This is a genomic window from Flavobacterium psychroterrae, from assembly GCF_018380615.1.
GTDB classification, from domain to species: domain Bacteria; phylum Bacteroidota; class Bacteroidia; order Flavobacteriales; family Flavobacteriaceae; genus Flavobacterium; species Flavobacterium psychroterrae.
Map to the genome: position 1 here is coordinate 172,472 of NZ_JAGYVZ010000007.1, position 19,757 is coordinate 192,228.

Consider the following 19,757-nt stretch of genomic DNA (forward strand, 5'->3'; position numbering starts at 1 on the left):
AGTGTTGTTTTAATTTTGGATCACTTTCAGTAATTTTCCATTCACAAATTCATCGTGCGAAATAAAAAAGCTATTAAGTGTTTTTCCGTTTATTTCAATCGAATTGATTTTTCCATCATTATTGATTTGTCTTTCAATTACAATGCTTTCTTTTTTATAATATCTGGGATCTAATTTGATCGTTATTCTATGAAACATTGGTGCTGTAATGGTATAAATGGGATCTCCGGGCGATATTGGATAAATTCCCATCATAGAATACACCAACCATGCAGACATTGTTCCGGTATCATCATTTCCGGGTAATCCGTTTGGTTTGTTCTGAAAATATTCTGCCACCAGTTTTTTGACCATTTCCTGACTTTTCCATTCTTCGCCTTTTACATAATTAAATAAATAAGGATTTGAAATATCAGGTTCATTTGCCATATCAAATTGTTTGGTATCAAAAACTTTTTGCAATTGATCAGAAAATGCTTTTTCACCGCCCATCAATTTGATTAATCCTTTCATATCATGCGGTACCATAAAATTATATTGCCACGCATTGCCTTCGATAAAACCAACATTCTCTTCAAAATTTGCTCCGGAGGCAGGATCAAAAGGTTCATACCATTTTCCGTTTGCCAGTCTTGGGCGAAATAATTTTAAATCCTTGTCATATAATTTTTGGTAGGATAGTGAACGTTTCGTAAAACGCTTATAATCATCTTTTTTACCCAAGGCTTTCGCCAAAAGTGAAATCGCATAATCTGACGTATTGTATTCCTGCGTTGTAGAAACAGGACCACGATAATTAGTGGACAAATACCCTTTGTCAATATATTCTTTAAGTCCGGGACGCAAAGGATTATTCTCTGTATCATCTGCTCCTTTTAACATGGCAAAGTAGGCTTTGTAAATATCAAAATCCTGGATTCCTTTTAGGCACGCGTCGACAATAACGATACTTGCCGGATCTCCAACCATGGTAAATGTTTCTGTTGAATTTAATTCCCATTTGGGTAACCAACCGTTTTCATCATACATCTCTAACATGCTTTTTATCATATCAGATTGTTGTTTGGGATAAACCAAAGACGTTAACGGATGCATGTTTCGATACGTATCCCACAATGAAAACGTCGTATAACGCGTTCCATCGGTTTTAGCAATCTTGGTTCTTTTTATTACAGGATATTCTCCGTTGACATCATTTAAAATATTCGGATGAATTAAAGTGTGATACAATGCCGTGTAAAAAATCGTATTATCGTCTTTAGAACCGCCTTCGACTAAAATTTTAGAAAGTTCTTCGTTCCATTCGTTATAAGTTTCCTTGTAAACCGTTTCAAAAGATTTGTTTCCGGTTTCAGTTTCTAAGTTTTCACGCGCGTTTGCAATACTTACATACGAAACGCCAATTTTAACCTCAACAACTTCTTCTTTATTAAATTTATAGGTAAAATAAGTTCCAATGCTGTCGCCAATAACCGTTTTTATGGTATTATCCATCATTCTGGTTTTGTCGTTATAAGTCATCCATTGTGCTTCAACACCTTCATATTTTTTTGGTTTTTTCCAAACGCCAAATTTATCCGCGGGTTTAGAAAACTTAGCTACAAAATAAACCGGATAAGCATCTTCAGGACTATTGTAACAAAACGAACCCACGGAACGCATTCCTTCAATTTCTGTTGGCGAAACTACTTTTACCATCGCGCCTTCTTCATTTGTTAAACCTAAACCAAGATTCAGTAAAATATTAGATTGCCCTTTTGGGAAAGTAAATTTGCTTACGCCAACTCTTTTTGATGCTGTAAATTCAGCCTTGATCTTGTATTTATCAATATTTACGCTGTAATAAGCCGCTTTTGCAACTTCGTTAGAATAAGTTGAACCGTATTTTAAATGATTGGTTTCTACTTTTCCTGTTGTTGGCATTAATAACAAAACCCCTAATTCCGGACAACCAACACCGCTGATATTTACCTGACTGAATCCGGTTAAAAAAGTATTTTCGTTGACATAAGGATTTGACAACCACTGACTGTCTTTTTCTAACTTATTTTGATGTCCCGCCACATTAAACGGACTAATACTTGCCATTCCCCTTGGTGCAATTGGTCCCGGAAAAGTGGCTCCATAATTGGAAGTCCCAATAAACGGATTCACAAAATCTGCCGGTTCCTGTGCAAAAATACTTATGCTAAAAAACAGCATGTAAAAAAAACATGCTGTTTGTGGGGTTATCCTTCTATTAAAAATCATATTTAATTCTCTATCTGTTAATCGCTTCAATTTTTAAAGTCCACGCTTCTTTTGCCGGTAGATTATTTCTCAAACTTTCAGGAATTACAACTTTAAATCCTTCAGCTTCTTTCGTCCATTTCAAGGAAGATTTAGAACCTAACATCGTAATTTTTGTTCCTTTTTTAGGGTTGATTGATTTTACAACAACTTCTGCAGGGATTTTAGTTTCTCCTTCTTTGGCTAAATAAAACAAAAATACGTTTCCACCTTTATTTTGCGTCATACAAATGTTATTTTCTTTAAAAGGCTCAATAGGTTTTGTATCATAAATAGCTGTACCGTTTACTTTCATCCAGTCGCCGTAAGCCGCTAATAAATCATAAGCCCCTTGTTGCCATTCACCTTCTGGACTTGGCGCAACATTCAATAATAAGTTTCCGCCTTTTGCCACAATATCAACAAGCATATGAATTCCTTCTCTGCCTGTCATGTATTTCGCGTCCGGAGTATACGACCATCCACCGCCAGATGTAATACAAGATTCCCAAGGATAAGGCAATGTTTTAGCAGGAACGCGACCTTCAGGAGTTAAATAGTTTTGGTTTTTACCGTGAACGGCTCTGTCAACAACAATTAATCCCGGTTGTTTTTGTCTTGCTTTTACAACCAATTCATCCATTTTAGGATCCTGATCTACTACTCTGTGTTTGATGAAACCATTTTTTGCTTCGTTTTCAGCAAACTTTTCATCGTAGTTTTCTTTTATGTTTTGTTGGTCTCTTTTTCTAACCCATCCGCCATCTAACCATAAAATATCAATTTTACCGTAATCAGATAATAATTCTAAAATTTGATTGTGTGTGAAATCAACATATTTCTGCCATTTTTCAGGATATAAAGCCGGATCATAATTTACGTTTCTGTCAAAAGCAGGAAAATAAGGATCCCAGTAATTCTCATTATGCCAGTCAGGCTTAGAGAAATAAGCTCCTGTTGAAATATTTTCGGCTCTAAATGCATTAAAAATTTCCTTAGCAATATTTGCTTTTGGATTGGTACTAAAAGCGCATTCTTTATCGGTTACTTTATAATCAGAATATTTAGTATCGTACATATTAAATCCGTCATGGTGTTTTGTTGTAAAAACCATGTACTTCATTCCGGCATTTTTAGCGGCTTTTGCCCATTTTGCAGGATCAAATTTCACCGGATTGAATTTCTTTTTCAATCCTTCATATTCTTTTACATATTCATTATAATTTCCCGGATTACTTCCTTTTTTACGTTCACACCATCCATAATCTTCCGGACAAATTGACCATGATTCTACGATTCCCCATTCGCTGTAAGTTCCCCAGTGCATTAATAATCCAAATTTTTTGCCCTGCCATTCGTCCAGGTTTTTCAGTACTAACGGATCTGTTTCCGGCACGTAACGCTCATCTTCATAAATTGCCTGCGAAAACATTTGAACTGAAAATAATATTGCTATTATGAATATTCCTCTTTTCATCTTTACTCTATTTTATGGTTTTTTGTTTTTTTTTTTGTATTGGTGTGTTTGTTTGTGCGATTTTTTTAACACATAGAGACATAGTTTTTTCATAGCTTAAAAAAGGCGTTTCACTTGTAATAAAACACATCCCGATAGCTATCGGGACTATGTTTGAGAAACTAGTTTCTTTTTAATATTCTTTTTTTCAACGTATCAAATTAAATCTATGTTTCTATGTGTTGAAATATTGTGCGTAATCTAATCTTTGTCAAGTTTCTACTCATTTTTGTCATCCTGACGAAGGAAGGATCACACTAGAAATGCTACAATCTTTGTCACCAATCTTTGTCGAATTACGAATGTGATTTCTCCTTCGTCGAAATGACAAGATTGTGATTATGCTTCGTGATAATTCACTAATTCACTAAAATCTCATCTACAAAAAGCCATGAACTTTCTCCTTTCGGGCTTTTCTTTAAATTAGATGCAATTACTTTTACAAATCTCGTATTGAGTTTTACAAAATTGACTTTGAAATCTTTCAATTCTGAATTCACATTCGCCGCATACGGACGTGATATTTTCCCGACTTCTCTATATTTTAAACCATCATTTGATACCAGAACTTTTATTTGTGTTGGAAAATTAACTCCCGCACCCTGACTTTCCAGTGTGCCAATGATTACTTCCTCAATAGTTTCCTGTTTTTGAAAATCCAGCACAATTTCCATATCATTTACCAGCCATGCCTGCCATTGTCCGTCATGGAAATTTTTACTTCCCCTGATACTATTGACCATCCCAAAAGGTCCATCGCCTTTATAATTACTATTAAAAGGCGTTAAATACAGCACTTTAGTCCCAACAGCTTTATGAAATAGTATTGTATCGGTAAATGTTTTGCCAATAGGTTTGTCATTTTGAAATAAAGAAGCTTTTAAAATAGTCGTTCCGTTAAAAACAATTGGTGTTGTATATTTTATAGCATTATGATCTATATTTTTATCTCCTAAAACATATCGAATATCCGGATTTGGGAACTCGTTTTCCAACGTTACATTCACTTCTTTTTTAGCAATATTAGCCGTTGAAGAAGCTGTTACCAAATATGCACTTTTTGCATAAGTGATGCCTAAATAATCATAACGGTCTAATAAAACAGGCAATCTGGTTGTAAAATCACTCCAGTCGCGTTTTTCTTTCGGACTCCATAAAACCTCTGCCAAAGCAGCAAGTCTTGGGAAAATCATATATTCTGATGCTTTTGGGGTCGCTAAATGCTCCGCCCATAAATTTGCCTGTCCGCCTAAAACGTGTTTTGCCTGTTCCGGCGTCATTGTAGCTACCACAGGATCAAATTTGTAAACATCGCTTAACGGATTATAAGCATCAAAAGCTAATGGCTCTTCGTTTTGCGGTCCCTGATAAAAATTAAAATAGCAAGGAGATTCCGGTGTCATAATTACATCATGTCCCTGTTCTGCAGCGTCGGTTCCGCCTTTTGTTCCTCTCCAACTCATTACTGTTGCTTCCGGAGCTAAACCGCCTTCCAGAATTTCATCCCAGCCAATGATTTTTTTACCTTTAGAATTGATGTATTTCTCCATTCGCTTAACAAAATAACTTTGCAATTCATGGGTATTTTTCAAACCAAGATCTTTCATTCTTTTTTGACAATGCGGGCATTTTTCCCAATTGGTTTTTGTGGCTTCATCACCGCCAATATGAATGTATTTTGATGGGAAAACGGTAATAACTTCATCGATTACATTTTGTAAAAACTCAAAAGTCGTTTCTTTTCCTGCGCAATAAATATCTGTAATAGGCCATAATCCGCCTGACGGAACGCCAATTCTCTGATCAAAACAAGCCAGTTCAGGATACGATGCAATTGCTGAACTTACGTGCGCCGGCATTTCGATTTCAGGAATGATTTCGATGTTTTTGCCCGCTGCATATTTTACAATTTCTTTTAATTCTTCCTGAGTTAAAAATCCTCCGTATGTTCCTTTTTCATCCGGATTTGTGGTAAGCCTTGCATTCCAGGCTACATTTTCCTGATCGACTCTCCACGCTCCAACTTCGGTTAATTTAGGATATTTCTTAATTTCAATTCTCCACCCCTGATCGTCTACTAAATGCAAATGCAAAACGTTCATTTTAAGCATTGCAAGACGGTCAATAGTTGCCAATACATAACTTTTATCAAAGAAATGACGGGATAAATCCAGCATTAAACCTCTCCATTGAAAACGAGGTTCATCTGTAATTACCAAATTTGGAACCTGCCATTTTACGGTTGTAATCACAAATTTACTTTCGATAGCACTAGGCAATAATTGTCTGATACTTTCTAATCCGTAAATAAAACCTGCGTTTCCTTTTGCCGTAATGGTGATGCTTTTTGCATTTATTTCTAATTTATAAGCTTCTTTATTCAGGGTTTGATCGACCTTAAACTGTATAAAATTATTTTGTGGCAATGTTCCCGAAACTTCTGGACGAAATCCTGCTGATTTCTCGAATTTATCTGCTAAAGCATTAGATATCTCCTTTTGAAAATCATTTACAGCAAAAAACTTCGTGTTTTTAGAAAATTCAAATATTCCGGGCTGAATCAGCAATTGCGCTGGTTTTGGAATGATCTGAATGTCTTTTTCTGTATATATTTTTTGACTATATCCAGCACTTAAAACAGTTAAAAAAAATACGATAAGGAATGATTTTAAAATCCTCATAATGAATTATTTTATTGATAGTGTTATTTTAAATTGATACTGATAGGTTTTGCCTCTCAACAAATATTTCTCCATTGGCCAGGCTTGCCAGCTATCGATTCCGCCAACTCCCATTTGTTTTGAATCAATTTTTAGACTTGTTAAATCTCTCTCTTTCAGTTCAGCAGCGTGGCGTTGATCTTTTTGCAATCCGTCATCTAAATCTTCATTTAAAAAATGTAAAGCTGTAGTAGCCAGTAACTCATTTGATGTAACTGTTATTTTCATTTTATCATTTGACAATTCTAACCAGCGAACATCAGTTTTATTTCCGGTTTCTTGCGGACGGATGTATGGATAATATTGCTCTGAAACAGTTTGATTATAAAGCCCAACTTGTGCACTGTAATTTCTGTCGATGTAATTTTCGTGCGGTCCTCTTCCGTAATAACTAAGTGAACTGAAATCTTTTGGCAAAATTATTTCCATTCCAAATCTTGGCAATACCGGAGTTTCTTTTGTTTTATCAATACTCAATTCCTCTTTTACGCTCAATTCTCCGTTGCTGTTGATCTCGTAATTTAGTTCTAAAGCAGCAGCAACTGATGGTAAATTATAAGTCGCTTTTACCTGAATTTTATTGTCTTTTGTTACGGAATATGTCCAGTTTAAAAGTATTGGATTTTCTGTTGCTTCTTTCCATGCTTTTAAGTTTATCTGAAGATTTGCTCCAAAATCATTGTCGTTTGGCGCTCTCCAAAAATTGGGACGTAATTGATATCCATCTTTTAAAACAGGCTGATTATCGAATGAATATCCGCTGATAAATCCTGTTTTTTTATCGAAAGTTACAACTGCTTTATCGCTTTTAAATACCGTATTATTGGCGTTTTTCTCCACATTTATTTTAGCCGAACCTGCTACTTTTATATCATTTTTCCAAGTTCCTTTGTAAGCCAATTGATCTGTTGCAATTTCAAAACCTTTTGGCAAAAATGGCTCGTCTTGTTTCAATTGATACGTGACATTTACAAAAGCTTCCTGAAACTTTTTATCTCCTAATTTAATTGGTAAAGTATAGGTTTTAGACTGATTTGGGTCTATTGCTAAATAATCGATAACGCCGGAATCTTGTTTGATTCCGTCTAAAATTACTGACCAATGCAAAGTTACATTACTTAAATCCTTAAACGAAAATTCGTTGTAAACTTTAATCGTTGCCGTTTCCTGATTTTCCCATGAAGTCAGAATATTTTGCATCACATTTCGCATTTCAAAAGCATGAGGATTTGGCTTTCTTTCTACCGTAAAAACTCCATTATTTACAAAGTTATTATCGCTTTTTACATCTTTTGGTCCAAAATCTCCTCCATACGCCAGAATTCGGGTTCCGTCTGGTTGTGTTTTATAAACCGATTGATCGATCATATCCCAGATAAATCCTCCCTGAAAGTTGGGATATTTCCTGATTACGTCCCAATAATCTTTAAAATTTCCCATTGAATTTCCCATTGCGTGCGCATATTCACATTGAATATAAGGTCTTGACGGATTTGGGTTTGCCAGAATATATTCTTCCATTTTATTTGGCGAACTGTACATTGGATCGATAATATCAGAATCCCATTCAAACTTCAGATCTTTTCCGTCCCAAGCGCCGGCTGTCGCTCTTTCGTACTGAATGGGTCTTGATTTATCGCGATTTTTAATCCATAAATAACCCCTGTAAAAGTTATAACCGTTTCCGGCTTCGTTGCCCATACTCCAGATAATCACCGATGTATGGTTTTTATCCCGTTCGATCATACGTTGCATACGCTGAATGTGCGCCAATTCCCAATCTGGTTTATTGCCCAGTGTTTTGGTAATATCATAACCCATTCCGTGTGATTCTATGTTTGCTTCATCAACAACATAAATTCCGTATTTATCACATAACTCATAAAAATATTCATCGTTAGGATAATGCGACATTCTTACCGCATTGATATTAAATTCTTTCATGATTTTAATATCCTGTTCCATTCTTTCTCTTGAAATTGTTTGTCCGGTTACGGGATCAACTTCATGACGGTTTACTCCTTTTATATAAATCGCTTTTCCGTTTACTAAAAGTTGTCCGCCTTTAATTTCTACTTTTCTAAAACCAACATTTTGATGAATAACTTCTACGATAGTTCCTTTTTTATCTTTTAGAATAAAATCTATTTGATACAAATTTGGAATTTCTGCACTCCACTTCTTCGGATTATTTACAGCAAATTCAAAAGTTTGTTTTTCGCTTAAAGCGGAAATTGTTTTAGACGTAATAATTTTATCTCCGTCCTTTAACTGAACGTCTAAAGTATAAGTGTCTTTTTTATCTAAATCCGAAAATTCAGTTGAAATTTTTAAACTTCCGTTTACATAAGAAGCGTCTAAATCCGGAATGATTTCATAATCTTTTAAATGCGCTTTATTTCTGGCAACCAAGTAAGAATCTCTGGTGATTCCGCTCATTCTCCACATGTCCTGACATTCTAAATACGAACCGTCATTCCATTTCATGACTTGCAAAACGATGGTATTTTTACCTGTTTTTACATATTTATTCAGTTTGAATTCAGATGGTAATTTTCCATCTTCGCCATACCCTACATAAACGCCATTTACCCAAACCGTAAGATTTGATTTTGCAGTTCCAATATGAAGAAAAATGTCTTTTCCTTCCCACGATTTATCAATGGTGATTTCTCTTCTGTAAACTCCAGTCGGGTTATATTTTGTAGGTACAAATGGCGGATTTGGTGCCATTAAATAATCAAAATCATAAGTTGTATTCACATAAACCGGATATCCGTAACCGTTTACATCCCAACTCGCAGGTATTCTGAAATTATCCCAAGCGGTGTCATTAAAATTAGTTTTCTCAAAATCTTTAGGAAGTACGCCTGGATTATCTACATATTTAAATTTCCAAGCGCCGTTAATATCCAGATAATTTTTAGATTGTCTCCATTCATTTTTTGTCGCTAATGCTTCATTTTCAAAAACATAATACGAAGCGTGCATAGGTTCTCTATTCTCTTCGTTGATTTTCTCATTTTGCCAATACGGAACTTTTTCCTGCGCCTGACCAGAAAATATCGAAGTGATGATTAATGATACTATGGATATTGTTTTTTTCATTCTTTGTTTTTTTATTCTCTGTGTGCTGCTTGCTACTATATGTGTTTTTGTATTTTCGATTTCGAGCCTAAAGCTTTTTTTAGGAACTAATCCCGCTATCCGTTTTCAATCTTTTGTGGCAAACCCCGCCACAAAAGGATTTCCACTTCTCCCGATAGCTATCGGGACGGGGCTAGGACAATCGCTCCTCGAAATAACAAAAATGAGGGTAAAAGGCGCAACAAAAAAATACGTTTTTATCTGTTTAATCCGCGTCATCCGTGTGCAATACCTCAATACTATTTATCCCACGACATTTTAAACTTCGCATCTTCCATTCTGTGCCCTTTTTCATCATCAGAAACAGCATAATTAAATCCGGATCTTAAACTATAACCTGCATATTCTCCGTTTTTATTCAATGCAATAAAACCAACTTGCAGGTATTCCATGTCTTTGTGGTTTTTATGTTTGTTGTAAATACGTTCTGTAATTTCTTTACACGCATCATAAGGTGATTTTCCCTGACGCATTAATTCTACGACCATTGCGCTTCCTGCTGTTCTGATTACGGCTTCGCCTAACCCTGTTGCGGCTGCAGCACCCACTTCGTTATCCAGAAAAAGACCCGCGCCGATGATTGGGGAGTCACCGACGCGACCGTGCATTTTCCAGGCGGCTCCACTTGTCGTGCATCCACCGGAAAGATTACCGTCTTGATCTAACATTAGCATGCTTATGGTATCGTGATTTTCTATATTGATTACGGGCTTATATTTCGAGTCTTCCAGCCATTTTTTCCAGTCTTTTTCAGATTCGGCAGTTAAAAGATTTTCTTCTTTAAAACCTTCTGATAAGGCAAATTGCAAAGCACCTTGTCCGGCTAACATTACGTGAGGTGTTTTTTGAAGTACTAATTTGGCAACCGAAATAGGATGCATAATTCCTTGTAAAAAACAAACCGAACCACAATCACTATTGTGATCCATAATACAAGCGTCTAAGGTTACTTTTCCCTCGCGATCCGGATATCCACCATAACCAACACTGCGAACATTCGGATCTGCTTCGGGAATTTTCATTCCGGCTTCGATGGCATCAAGTGCCGGTTTTCCAGCTTTTAATTGTTTCCAGCTTTCCTGATTTGCAGGTAAACCGTGATTCCATGTCGAAATGATAACAGGCTTTTTTTGTTTGTTTCCAATTCCTGATTCATTCCCTTTTTCATCTTCTTTAGTTGCCGCAAATCCGCTATGCCCTAAAGCTGTGGTAATTGCAATTGCTCCTAAAGTTGATTTCTTTATAAAATCTCTTCTATTTGACATGGTTTTGATGTTTTACTTGAATATTTCGGATCATAAGTTATATATTTACTGCGAATTCCTCAAAGAAAAACACATAACAATTTCTCCGTTTTTTTATTTTAAACTGGCTTTAGTTGCTGCGATAGTTTTTAAGTTACTGTCAGACAAAGCATTTCCATCAAAAAAGGAAACTCCAGTCGCTCCGTTTTCTTTGGCAAGTAAAATAGCTTCTTTCAATTCTTTGTCAGATTTTAACCCGGGGATATAAATTCCGGTGTTGATTTTAGTTTTTTTATCTTCTAAATCAGCAACTCCTTGTTTTGTGGCGTAACCAACCCAGTCAATTTCTTCATCATAAAAACTATGGTAAATCATAGGATAAACTTCGTCAATATTCCATTTATCCCAACGCTGGCGCACCATATGATCTGCCATTTCAGGATAAGGAAATACTGCTGCGGTTAATTTTTTATTGTGTTTGTGGGCAATTTTATACGCATCATCAACTACTGCTTTTATGGCATTTAATCTGAAGTTTTTCCACTCCATATCTATTGATGTATTGTGGCTTGTTTTTGGATTTTTATGATGGATTTTTTCGAATGCTTTTACACATTCATCACAATAACAAAAATCAAACTGAGGCAACTCTACATCCTGAACTAAATTGTATTTTGGTAATAAACTAATTGGTAAAAAAATATCAGGAAATCGAATATAATCTAAATGTACACTTTCAACACCTTCAACTTCTGCCAATCCTTCTACTAATCCTAAAACGTGATCTCTTGAAGCTTTTCTGGTTGGACATAACCATTGGTAATAATCCACATAAGGGCGGTTATCAAAACATGATTTTCCTTCTTTACTAACCTGATACCAATCCGGATGCTGTAATGCGATTGAATCTCCGGGTCTGTTCATTGCCATAATCCAGGCATGTACTTTCAAGCCTTCTTTTGTGGCTAAAGGCACTAATCTTTTTAAGAGTTTTGGGTCTGTTCCGGTATTGATTAATACTTCGTCGATTCCGCCGTTTTTGTATTTTTTAAATTCTTTAGTAAAATCTGCGTCTGATTTTTTGGGATCTGCGGTTGTCCAGACTCCAAATTTAAAGGTGGTTTGTTCTTCTTTTTTGGCACAGGAAAAAATACTGAATGCCAATAAAATAAGTAGTAGTTTTGGTAGTTTCATAGTGGTTTATTTTGCTATTATTTTGCCATCTTCCTTTATGATGTATGTTGTATTGGAGAAAGGACTTTTTACTGAAATATTATATCCTTGTGAATGGTTTTCGAATATTGGTCTTAAAACTTTTCCATCAACGCTAATTGTTTCTTTGGTAAGACTTACTAAAGATATCGCCCAGGTTTTGTTTTTTCCATAGTATTCTTTTTGTGCTCTGTATAAATTATAAAGTTCCCATTTTACTTTTTCGTCCTGCGGAATTGTAAAATTGTCTTTGCCTTCTTTAGAAGAAAAATAAACATAACCCCATTTTTCCGGTTCGTGCATGTTGATGACGCCCATTGGCGACCAAACCCAATTGTACTCCGGCAGAAATTTTCCTTCAGGATCTTTTTTGCGTTCGTAATTTCCGTTTGTTATGGAATGCTGCCAGTTTACCCGAGAAAAATTGACTCTCCAGAATTTATCTGCAGGAACATTTTTGTCAAAAAAGGATGTTTTATAAGATGCCCAGGGAATCGCCATTTCTAATACCCAACCCTCATCAATATCATTTGGGTTGTTTAGCGTTCCTTTGATTTTTACCGCGGATTTCAGGCCCGGAATATTCCAGTCGTTTAAAACTACGTTGTCATTTTCTCTGTAAGGCTTTGACAAAAATAGATCCCAAGCTGTATTTAAAGCATTAATTTCTAATTCATAATAGTTAAAAGTGTCGCTGTCGGGATCTATAAAAACTTCAAAATCGTTGTTGTAAAAGATAATGGTATCACGTTGTTTTAAATTTGCCCAAACGTGCGGTTCATCAATTTTTGCCAGTATGTAAAAATTGGTTTCATCCCAGAGCATTTTTACTTTTGTTGCGTATTTTGGTTTTACATTATTTTCTATATCTTCAAAAAGATCAGTCCAATCTACTTTACTCCATGACGCATCAGATTCGTCTCCGTCAATTACTAGTGGAGTGGTTGTTTTTGATGCTACATACGTTTTAGGTATAATTGTTTTTTTCGATTGTGAATAACCCATTATCGATAGAAACCCTAAAGCGATTGTTAACCATTGAATTTTTAAACGCATGCTTTTTTTATAAACTGTTATCTTTTGTAAACTGAATTACCTCACTTAATTTTCCAAATGCTATTGCTACAACAGTATCTGCTGCACCATAATATACGGCTAATTTATCTTCTTCAATATCGTGTAAAGCAGCACAAGGAAAAACTACATTTCCTACATCTCCTACTTGTTCGTAAATTTCAGCAGGCCCTAATAAATAAGGCTGAGTTCTGTATTTTACCTGATCCGGTGCATCTGTATCTAATATTGCTGCTCCCATTGCATAACGGAAACCGTTGCAGGTATTGATAACACCGTGGTATAACATTAACCAGCCATCTTCGGTAAGGATTGGGATTGGTCCTGCTCCTACTTTGGTACATTGCCACGCGCTTTGTTCAAACGCAGATGGTTTCATTACTAAACGATGTTCTCCCCAAAACTTCATATCAGGACTGTAACTAATCCAGATATCTCCAAATGGTGTGTGTCCGTTATCACTTGGACGGCTTAACATGGCGTATTTTCCGTTTATTTTTTGTGGAAACAAAACGCCGTTTCTGTTAAAGGGCAAAAAGGCATTTTCGCACTGAAAAAATTCTTTAAAATCAAAAGTATATCCAATTCCAATTGTTGGTCCGTTGTAACCATTACACCACGTAATCCAGTAACGATCTTCGATCCAAACCACACGCGGATCATATTTATAAGCCGATTCGATCATGTCTGTATTTCCGGCTTGCATTACAATTGGTTCATGATTAATGTCCCAGTCGATTCCGTTTTTACTAAATCCGGCAAAAATATTCATTTGAACCGCTTTGTTATCACATCTAAAAACACCAGCAAATCCATCCTCAAAAGGAACAACTGCGCTGTTAAAAATACTGTTTGATGATGGGATTGCGTATCTGTCAATAATAGGATTTTCAGAATATCTCCACATTACGTCAGTGCTGTTTTCAGGTTTGTCTTGCCAAGGAATTGTACTCATGATATTTTTGTTTTTATTATAGTTTGTTTTTTTGTTTTTGTCTAAGCTTTGTCAATATTTAAACACATAGAAACATAGTTTTTGAAAACCTAAAAGGCGTTTCACTTGCATTAACAAACATAGCTATGTGCGAGAAACTAGTTTCTTTTGTATCCTTTTTCAACACATTTGAAATCTATGTTTCTATGTGTTTAAAACTTTCGTCCTGAGAGCTTTGTCAAAGTTTTGAACTTTGACAAAGCTGTTGATGCGTTAATCTTCTATTTTTCTAACTTTATCCAACCACGTGAATTTCAATATTGTTGTTGTTACTAAAAACACTAACAACGCCGTAATTGCTTTTGGATAATCTCTGATGATAAAAAATATCGGCAATAAAATCATACTCGACTGCCACACAATCCCGATAGCGCAATTGAGCATATCTTTCCAGAAATCATTATTTTTTTCAAAACTTTGATCTTCGATTTTTAATGTTTTATAAACCGGATTCCACCAACCCCAAGGTCTTACGTTTTTGTAGAAAGATCTTAGAACTTCCATATCTGTGGGTTTGCTTAGAAATGTTCCTAAAAGACAACCCAAGATGGAGAATCCAAATATTATTGGAAACAGATAAATGGCCTGTACTTGTGCTAAATCGTATAGAAATGATCCTTCGGATAAGCTTCCTTTGGCTTGACCTAAAGCAAATTGCAATGAAGCAACAACTAATCCGGCGAACATTCCCCAAAAATAACCCCAGCCGTTAAATCGCCACCAAATCCATTTTAAGAAATTTGCTGCGACATAACCTCCGTACAAAGCGCTTGTAATCCATAAGGTTAATGAATTGATTGAGTCGGCAAAAAATCCCATGAAAACTCCTAAACCAACGACAAGAAAAGATGAAATCTGGCTTACCTTAATATAATGTGCATTTGTAGCAACTGGTTTAAAGTATTTTTTATAGATATCATTTACAATATATGCCGGTCCTGCGTTTACAAAAGCGGAGAATCCAGACATAAAAGCTGCCAATAATCCTGCTAACAAAATTCCTTTTATCCCAACAGGAATATATAAGTTAACGACTTTTGGCATTAATAATTCTAAATCGGCTCCGGTTAAACCGGTATTTGCATTTAACTCCGGCGCAAGGTTTACCAATGCAATTACCACGATTCCGGTAATCAATAAATATCTTGGAATAAATAAAATCAAGTTGGTAAAACCACTCATATATGCGGCTTCTTTTACTGATTTTGTCGAAAGAATTCTTTGTAAATCATAACTTGGCGTAGGTCCTGCAATACTGGCAAAAAATCCTTTGAATAATGTCATTCCGATAAAAGCACCAAACATTTTATAACCTTCGGAATCTATTAAATTATTGAAGGTTTGGAATTTATCACTCCATTGGGTTTCAAATTGCCATCCGAAGAAAATATTTTTCCATTCATCGGTTATAACCGAATTTATCTGAAGATCTGTGTAATTGATAAAGGCGTAACCTGCAATTAAAACTCCGGCGATAATCATAATTAAATATTGAACAACTTCTGTAGCAACTACAGAAAACATTCCGCCTTTTACGGTGTATATAGTCGTTAAAAGTATAATAATCAAAGCGTAAGATCGTTCTGAAGTTAATATGATTAAATCTCCATATTGAAGCGTTAAATCCCAGGGAAGAATAATGGTTACAAATTTTCCGATTCCTTCAAAAAAGTAAGCGATGAAACCAATTGTTGAAATAATCGCAAAAACGGCGACAATAATATGCGATGCTTTTCCGGCTCTGTCACTTCCAAATCTTGTTAAAATCCACTCAGAACCTGTCATTACTTTTGATCTTCTGATCCAGACGGCAAGAAACATCATTACGAAAATCTGATTCCATATTGGCCAAAGCCACATGAACATGAAACTTTTTACGCCATATAAAAACAGTACGCCAATCATCCAGGAAGTTCCTGAAACATCAAACATTCCTGATCCGTTGCTTAATCCTAAAAAATACCATTTGATTGTTTTTCCTCCAAGGAAATAATCATCTAATCCTTTTGATGCTTTTCTTGAAATCCAAATTCCTATTCCTACCGAGAGTAGAATATAAGCTACGATGATTGATACGTCAATGATATCCATTAATTTACTTTTTATTTATTGGTTAGTTACTTTGGTTAGTTCTTTATTTTGTTCCTTATTTTGTTTCTTATTTTTTTAATCCCCAATTTTTATTTGGCTCAGCTCCCATTACAAAATGTAAAATTCCGCCTTGTATTATTTGTTTGTGTGAGATTGCTGTTTGGTTAAATTCAACTCCGTTTAAGGTTGCTGACTGGATATAAAAATTTTTATCAGAAACACTTTGTGCTTCGATTATAAAAGTTTTCCCTCCTTCGAGGTTGATGGTTGCTTTTTCGAAAATCGGGCTCCCGATTTCGTATTCACCAGAAGCAGGATTCATTGGATATAATCCCATTGAACTGAAAACATACCATGCCGACATTTGTCCGCAATCTTCGTTTCCGCTTAATCCGTTTGGAGTTGTATTGTATTGCGTATCAAGAATATGACGTACCCAATATTGTGTTCTCCACGGTTGTCTCGCATGATTGAACATATAGGCAATATGATGACTTGGTTCGTTTCCATGTGCATATTGACCAATTAATCCTGAAATATCTGCCGAAACATTACTTCCTGTTATCTCTGAACTTTCGGTAAACAATTGCTCTAATCGTTTGGTAAAGACCTCATTACTTCCGTGTAACGAAATGAAATCTTCGACATTTTGTGGAACAAACCAGCTGTGTTGCCACGCGTTTCCTTCGGTATAATCTGTGTGTTCTCTGTGATTGGAATGTTTTGCATCGAAGGGTTCGTTCCAAGATTTTCCATCCTCTGATTTTCCTCTCATGAATCCGGTTTTCGGATCAAATAAATAGCGATAAGCTTTTGATCTATTTAGAAAAAATTCATAATCTGCAGTTTTCCCTAACGCTTTTGCCATTTGCGCCACGCACCAATCGTCATATGCATATTCTAAAGTTATGGTAACGGATTCATCCAATAAATTATAAGGAATGTAACCGTATTTTTTGTAGAAATTCAATCCGCGTTCGTCCTGCATCATGGTAGTTTTCATGGCCTGGAATGCTTTTTCGGGATCAAAACCTTTAATCCCTTTTAAGTACGCATCGACAATTACAGGAATCGAGTGATATCCGGTCATTGTATTGGTTTCATTTGCCGAAAGTGTCCAGACGGGTAATATTTTTTTAATGTCATAATACGTTAACATTGAGTTTACAATGTCTGAAGTTTGCTTTGGAGCCAATAAAGTCAACAATGGATTTTCGGCTCTAAAAGTATCCCATAGTGATAAGGTCGAGTAAGCGGTATAATCTTTTGCGGTGGCAATTTGATCATCCTCTTGTCTAAACTGACCGTTTTTATCACTATAGGTTACAGGGGCAACTTGAGTGTGGAACAATGCGGTATAGAAAATTGTTTTTAATGAATCGATTGGGGTCTGAACTTCGATTTTGCTTAAAGCCGAATTCCAGATTTTTGTTGTTTCTGATTTTGTTGTATTGAAATCATCTTCTGCATCCAGATTCTCTTTTGCATTTGCAACACTTACAGATGATAAAGCGACTTTTACATCTAGTTCTTCACTATTTTTAGCATCAAAAAATAATTGTGCTGCGGTATTTTCTCCATCAGCTTTATTGCCTTTAATTACTTGTTTATTAGCAATTAATACCGATTCTGAAATAGGTTTTGAAAATTTAGCGACAAAAAATACTTTCTGATTTTTTGCCCATCCTGTACTAAAACGATAGCCGCTTATTGTATATTGATCTTCAATTGTGATTCCTGCTTTTAATGCTTTATCCCAATTTATGGCAAAGCCAAGATCAATAATTACCGATTGTTTGTCGTTTTTAGAATAGGTATATCTATGAAATGCTGTACGTTGTGACGACGTTAATTCTACATTGATTTTAGGAGTCTCAAGAAAAACTTGGTAATAACCCGGTGTTGCTTTTTCGTTAACATGGCTGTATTTTGATTTATAAGTTAATTGATCGCGAGAAGTTGTTTTTGTTGTTAAGTCCAGTTTTTTATTGGTGGGCATAAATAAGATGTCTGCCAAATCCCCAATTCCTGTTCCGCTAAGATGTAAATGACTGAAACCAGAAACAATAGAATCTGAATAATGATATCCCGAACACCAATCCCAGTTTGATATACCATTATCCGGACTTACCTGTAGCATCCCAAACGGAACTGTTGCTCCGGGATAAGTATGTCCGTGTCCACCTGTACCTATAAAAGGATCGGCATGGTTTGTAAAAAGTGTCTTTTGATGACTATTTTTGTGTTCATTTATTTTGCAACTTGCAACCAAAATGACAAACAAAAACAGAAGGGTGAAATTCTTCATATAAAACAATCTTAATTTAACTTTAAATTTATATAAATTAGACTTTTATTAAAACTAATTTAGACGGACGACGTATAAACTAAGATAAACATCATAAAAAGTCATAAAACATATCATTATTATGAATTTCAATTCCAGCAAGCTTTATCGAATACCATTGCATTATCACATCCTTTTTTGGCTTACTTACTTTTTATTTAATACATTTCGTTGGGGAAGCTATTTTAACGATTACCTCTATTCGTTTAAAACAAACTTATTGGGTTTCCCGATTCACATGACTTTATGTTATTTAAATATTTTGATCTTTATGCCGTATCTGGTGTATCGTAAAAAATATCTTTTGTATGTTTTGGCAATTTTGTCGTGTTTATTTATAATGGTGATTATTAAATTCAATCTTACCTATTTATTAATAACCCACAATGTCTGGCCTGAAGGACCTGAAACTATCGATAAATTAACGCTTAATTATACTATCGATATGATGATGGGTGAACTTTATGTGATTACTTTTGTAACAGCAATTAAGATTACGCTTGACTTTTTAAAAGAACAAAAAAGAGTTACGGATCTAGAAAAATCACAATTAGAAACAGAATTATTATTTCTGAAATCTCAAATTTCCCCGCATTTCTTCTTTAATACGCTGAACAATATTTATTCTTTATCAGTAGAGAAATCAGATAAAACTCCAAAAATTGTTCTTAAACTATCAGAGTTGATGCGTTATATGTTATATGACACAAAAAATAAAAAACAGACTTTAGAAAACGAGATACTTTGCATCCAGAACTATCTTGATTTAGAGCGCATTAGAAACGATCATCGCTTAGAAGTTAATATGTCTATTTCGGGCGATATTCATGATAAAGAAATATCTCCTATTATATTACTGACTTTTATTGAAAATGCATTTAAGCACGGAGTGAACAAAAACACGGGAAATGTGACTATTGATATTAACTTTAAGGTCAAAGGTGATTTTCTTCATTTTACGATTTCAAACCCAATGGCAGAAATTACGCATCATAAAGATAATTTTAACAAGTCAAGTGGCATAGGCATTGAGAATGTTAAGAAAAGATTAGAATTAGGTTATAATAAAAATGACTATAAGCTTTCATTTAAGAATAAAAAGAATATTTTTGTCGTAAAGCTTGTGATTAAAGTGACCTAACAC

Annotated in this window: 11 protein-coding genes; 1 reads left to right on the forward strand and 10 read right to left on the reverse strand. The window is 35.1% G+C overall.

The window, feature by feature from the left end:
- Positions 1-9: 9 nt before the first annotated feature.
- The 10 genes from KHA90_RS09800 to KHA90_RS09845 form a co-directional block, all read right to left on the reverse strand.
- Entirely contained in the window at positions 10-2,202 is a 2,193-nt protein-coding gene (locus KHA90_RS09800) for a GH92 family glycosyl hydrolase (protein ID WP_244860287.1), read from the reverse strand.
- 58 nt (positions 2,203-2,260) lie between these two features.
- Entirely contained in the window at positions 2,261-3,745 is a 1,485-nt protein-coding gene (locus KHA90_RS09805; RefSeq protein WP_213298568.1) for an alpha-L-fucosidase, read from the reverse strand.
- A gap of 398 nt (positions 3,746-4,143) precedes the next feature.
- Positions 4,144-6,465: a glycoside hydrolase family 20 protein gene (locus tag KHA90_RS09810; protein WP_213298573.1), complete on the reverse strand. Its 2,322-nt coding sequence runs from the start codon at positions 6,463-6,465 to the stop codon at positions 4,144-4,146.
- Positions 6,466-6,471: 6 nt separating this feature from the next.
- Entirely contained in the window at positions 6,472-9,612 is a 3,141-nt protein-coding gene (locus KHA90_RS09815) for a glycoside hydrolase family 2 TIM barrel-domain containing protein (protein WP_213298576.1), read from the reverse strand.
- A gap of 278 nt (positions 9,613-9,890) precedes the next feature.
- Positions 9,891-10,916, reverse strand: a complete 1,026-nt coding sequence (locus KHA90_RS09820; protein ID WP_213298578.1) for an isoaspartyl peptidase/L-asparaginase family protein — start codon at positions 10,914-10,916, stop codon at positions 9,891-9,893.
- A gap of 93 nt (positions 10,917-11,009) precedes the next feature.
- The gene (locus KHA90_RS09825; RefSeq protein ID WP_213298581.1) at positions 11,010-12,089 is read right to left on the reverse strand and encodes a putative glycoside hydrolase; all 1,080 of its coding nucleotides are present in this window, start codon (positions 12,087-12,089) and stop codon (positions 11,010-11,012) included.
- A 6-nt stretch (positions 12,090-12,095) separates the two neighbouring features.
- On the reverse strand, positions 12,096-13,163 hold the full coding sequence (locus KHA90_RS09830) for a carbohydrate-binding family 9-like protein (protein WP_213298584.1): 1,068 nt from the start codon (positions 13,161-13,163) through the stop codon (positions 12,096-12,098).
- A gap of 7 nt (positions 13,164-13,170) precedes the next feature.
- On the reverse strand, positions 13,171-14,136 hold the full coding sequence (locus tag KHA90_RS09835; RefSeq protein ID WP_213298587.1) for a glycoside hydrolase family 130 protein: 966 nt from the start codon (positions 14,134-14,136) through the stop codon (positions 13,171-13,173).
- Positions 14,137-14,388: 252 nt separating this feature from the next.
- On the reverse strand, positions 14,389-16,266 hold the full coding sequence (locus KHA90_RS09840; RefSeq protein ID WP_213298590.1) for a sodium:solute symporter family protein: 1,878 nt from the start codon (positions 16,264-16,266) through the stop codon (positions 14,389-14,391).
- Between the two features lie 67 nt (positions 16,267-16,333).
- Positions 16,334-18,574, reverse strand: a complete 2,241-nt coding sequence (locus KHA90_RS09845) for a GH92 family glycosyl hydrolase (RefSeq protein ID WP_213298593.1) — start codon at positions 18,572-18,574, stop codon at positions 16,334-16,336.
- A 121-nt stretch (positions 18,575-18,695) separates the two neighbouring features.
- Here KHA90_RS09845 and KHA90_RS09850 point away from each other — a divergent pair, with 121 nt between their 5' ends.
- Positions 18,696-19,754, forward strand: coding sequence for a sensor histidine kinase (locus KHA90_RS09850; RefSeq protein ID WP_213298596.1), 1,059 nt, complete (start codon positions 18,696-18,698; stop codon positions 19,752-19,754).
- Positions 19,755-19,757 lie beyond the last annotated feature (3 nt).

Excerpts from the sequence above, each read along its gene's own strand:
- KHA90_RS09800 (WP_244860287.1), bottom strand. The coding sequence starts at position 2,202 with ATGCTGTTTTTTAGCATAAGTATTTTTGCACAGGAACCGGCAGATTTT.
- KHA90_RS09805 (WP_213298568.1), bottom strand. The coding sequence starts at position 3,745 with ATGAAAAGAGGAATATTCATAATAGCAATATTATTTTCAGTTCAAATG.
- KHA90_RS09810 (WP_213298573.1), bottom strand. The coding sequence starts at position 6,465 with ATGAGGATTTTAAAATCATTCCTTATCGTATTTTTTTTAACTGTTTTA.
- KHA90_RS09815 (WP_213298576.1), bottom strand. The coding sequence starts at position 9,612 with ATGAAAAAAACAATATCCATAGTATCATTAATCATCACTTCGATATTT.
- KHA90_RS09820 (WP_213298578.1), bottom strand. The coding sequence starts at position 10,916 with ATGTCAAATAGAAGAGATTTTATAAAGAAATCAACTTTAGGAGCAATT.
- KHA90_RS09825 (WP_213298581.1), bottom strand. The coding sequence starts at position 12,089 with ATGAAACTACCAAAACTACTACTTATTTTATTGGCATTCAGTATTTTT.
- KHA90_RS09830 (WP_213298584.1), bottom strand. The coding sequence starts at position 13,163 with ATGCGTTTAAAAATTCAATGGTTAACAATCGCTTTAGGGTTTCTATCG.
- KHA90_RS09835 (WP_213298587.1), bottom strand. The coding sequence starts at position 14,136 with ATGAGTACAATTCCTTGGCAAGACAAACCTGAAAACAGCACTGACGTA.
- KHA90_RS09840 (WP_213298590.1), bottom strand. The coding sequence starts at position 16,266 with ATGGATATCATTGACGTATCAATCATCGTAGCTTATATTCTACTCTCG.
- KHA90_RS09845 (WP_213298593.1), bottom strand. The coding sequence starts at position 18,574 with ATGAAGAATTTCACCCTTCTGTTTTTGTTTGTCATTTTGGTTGCAAGT.
- KHA90_RS09850 (WP_213298596.1), top strand. The coding sequence starts at position 18,696 with ATGAATTTCAATTCCAGCAAGCTTTATCGAATACCATTGCATTATCAC.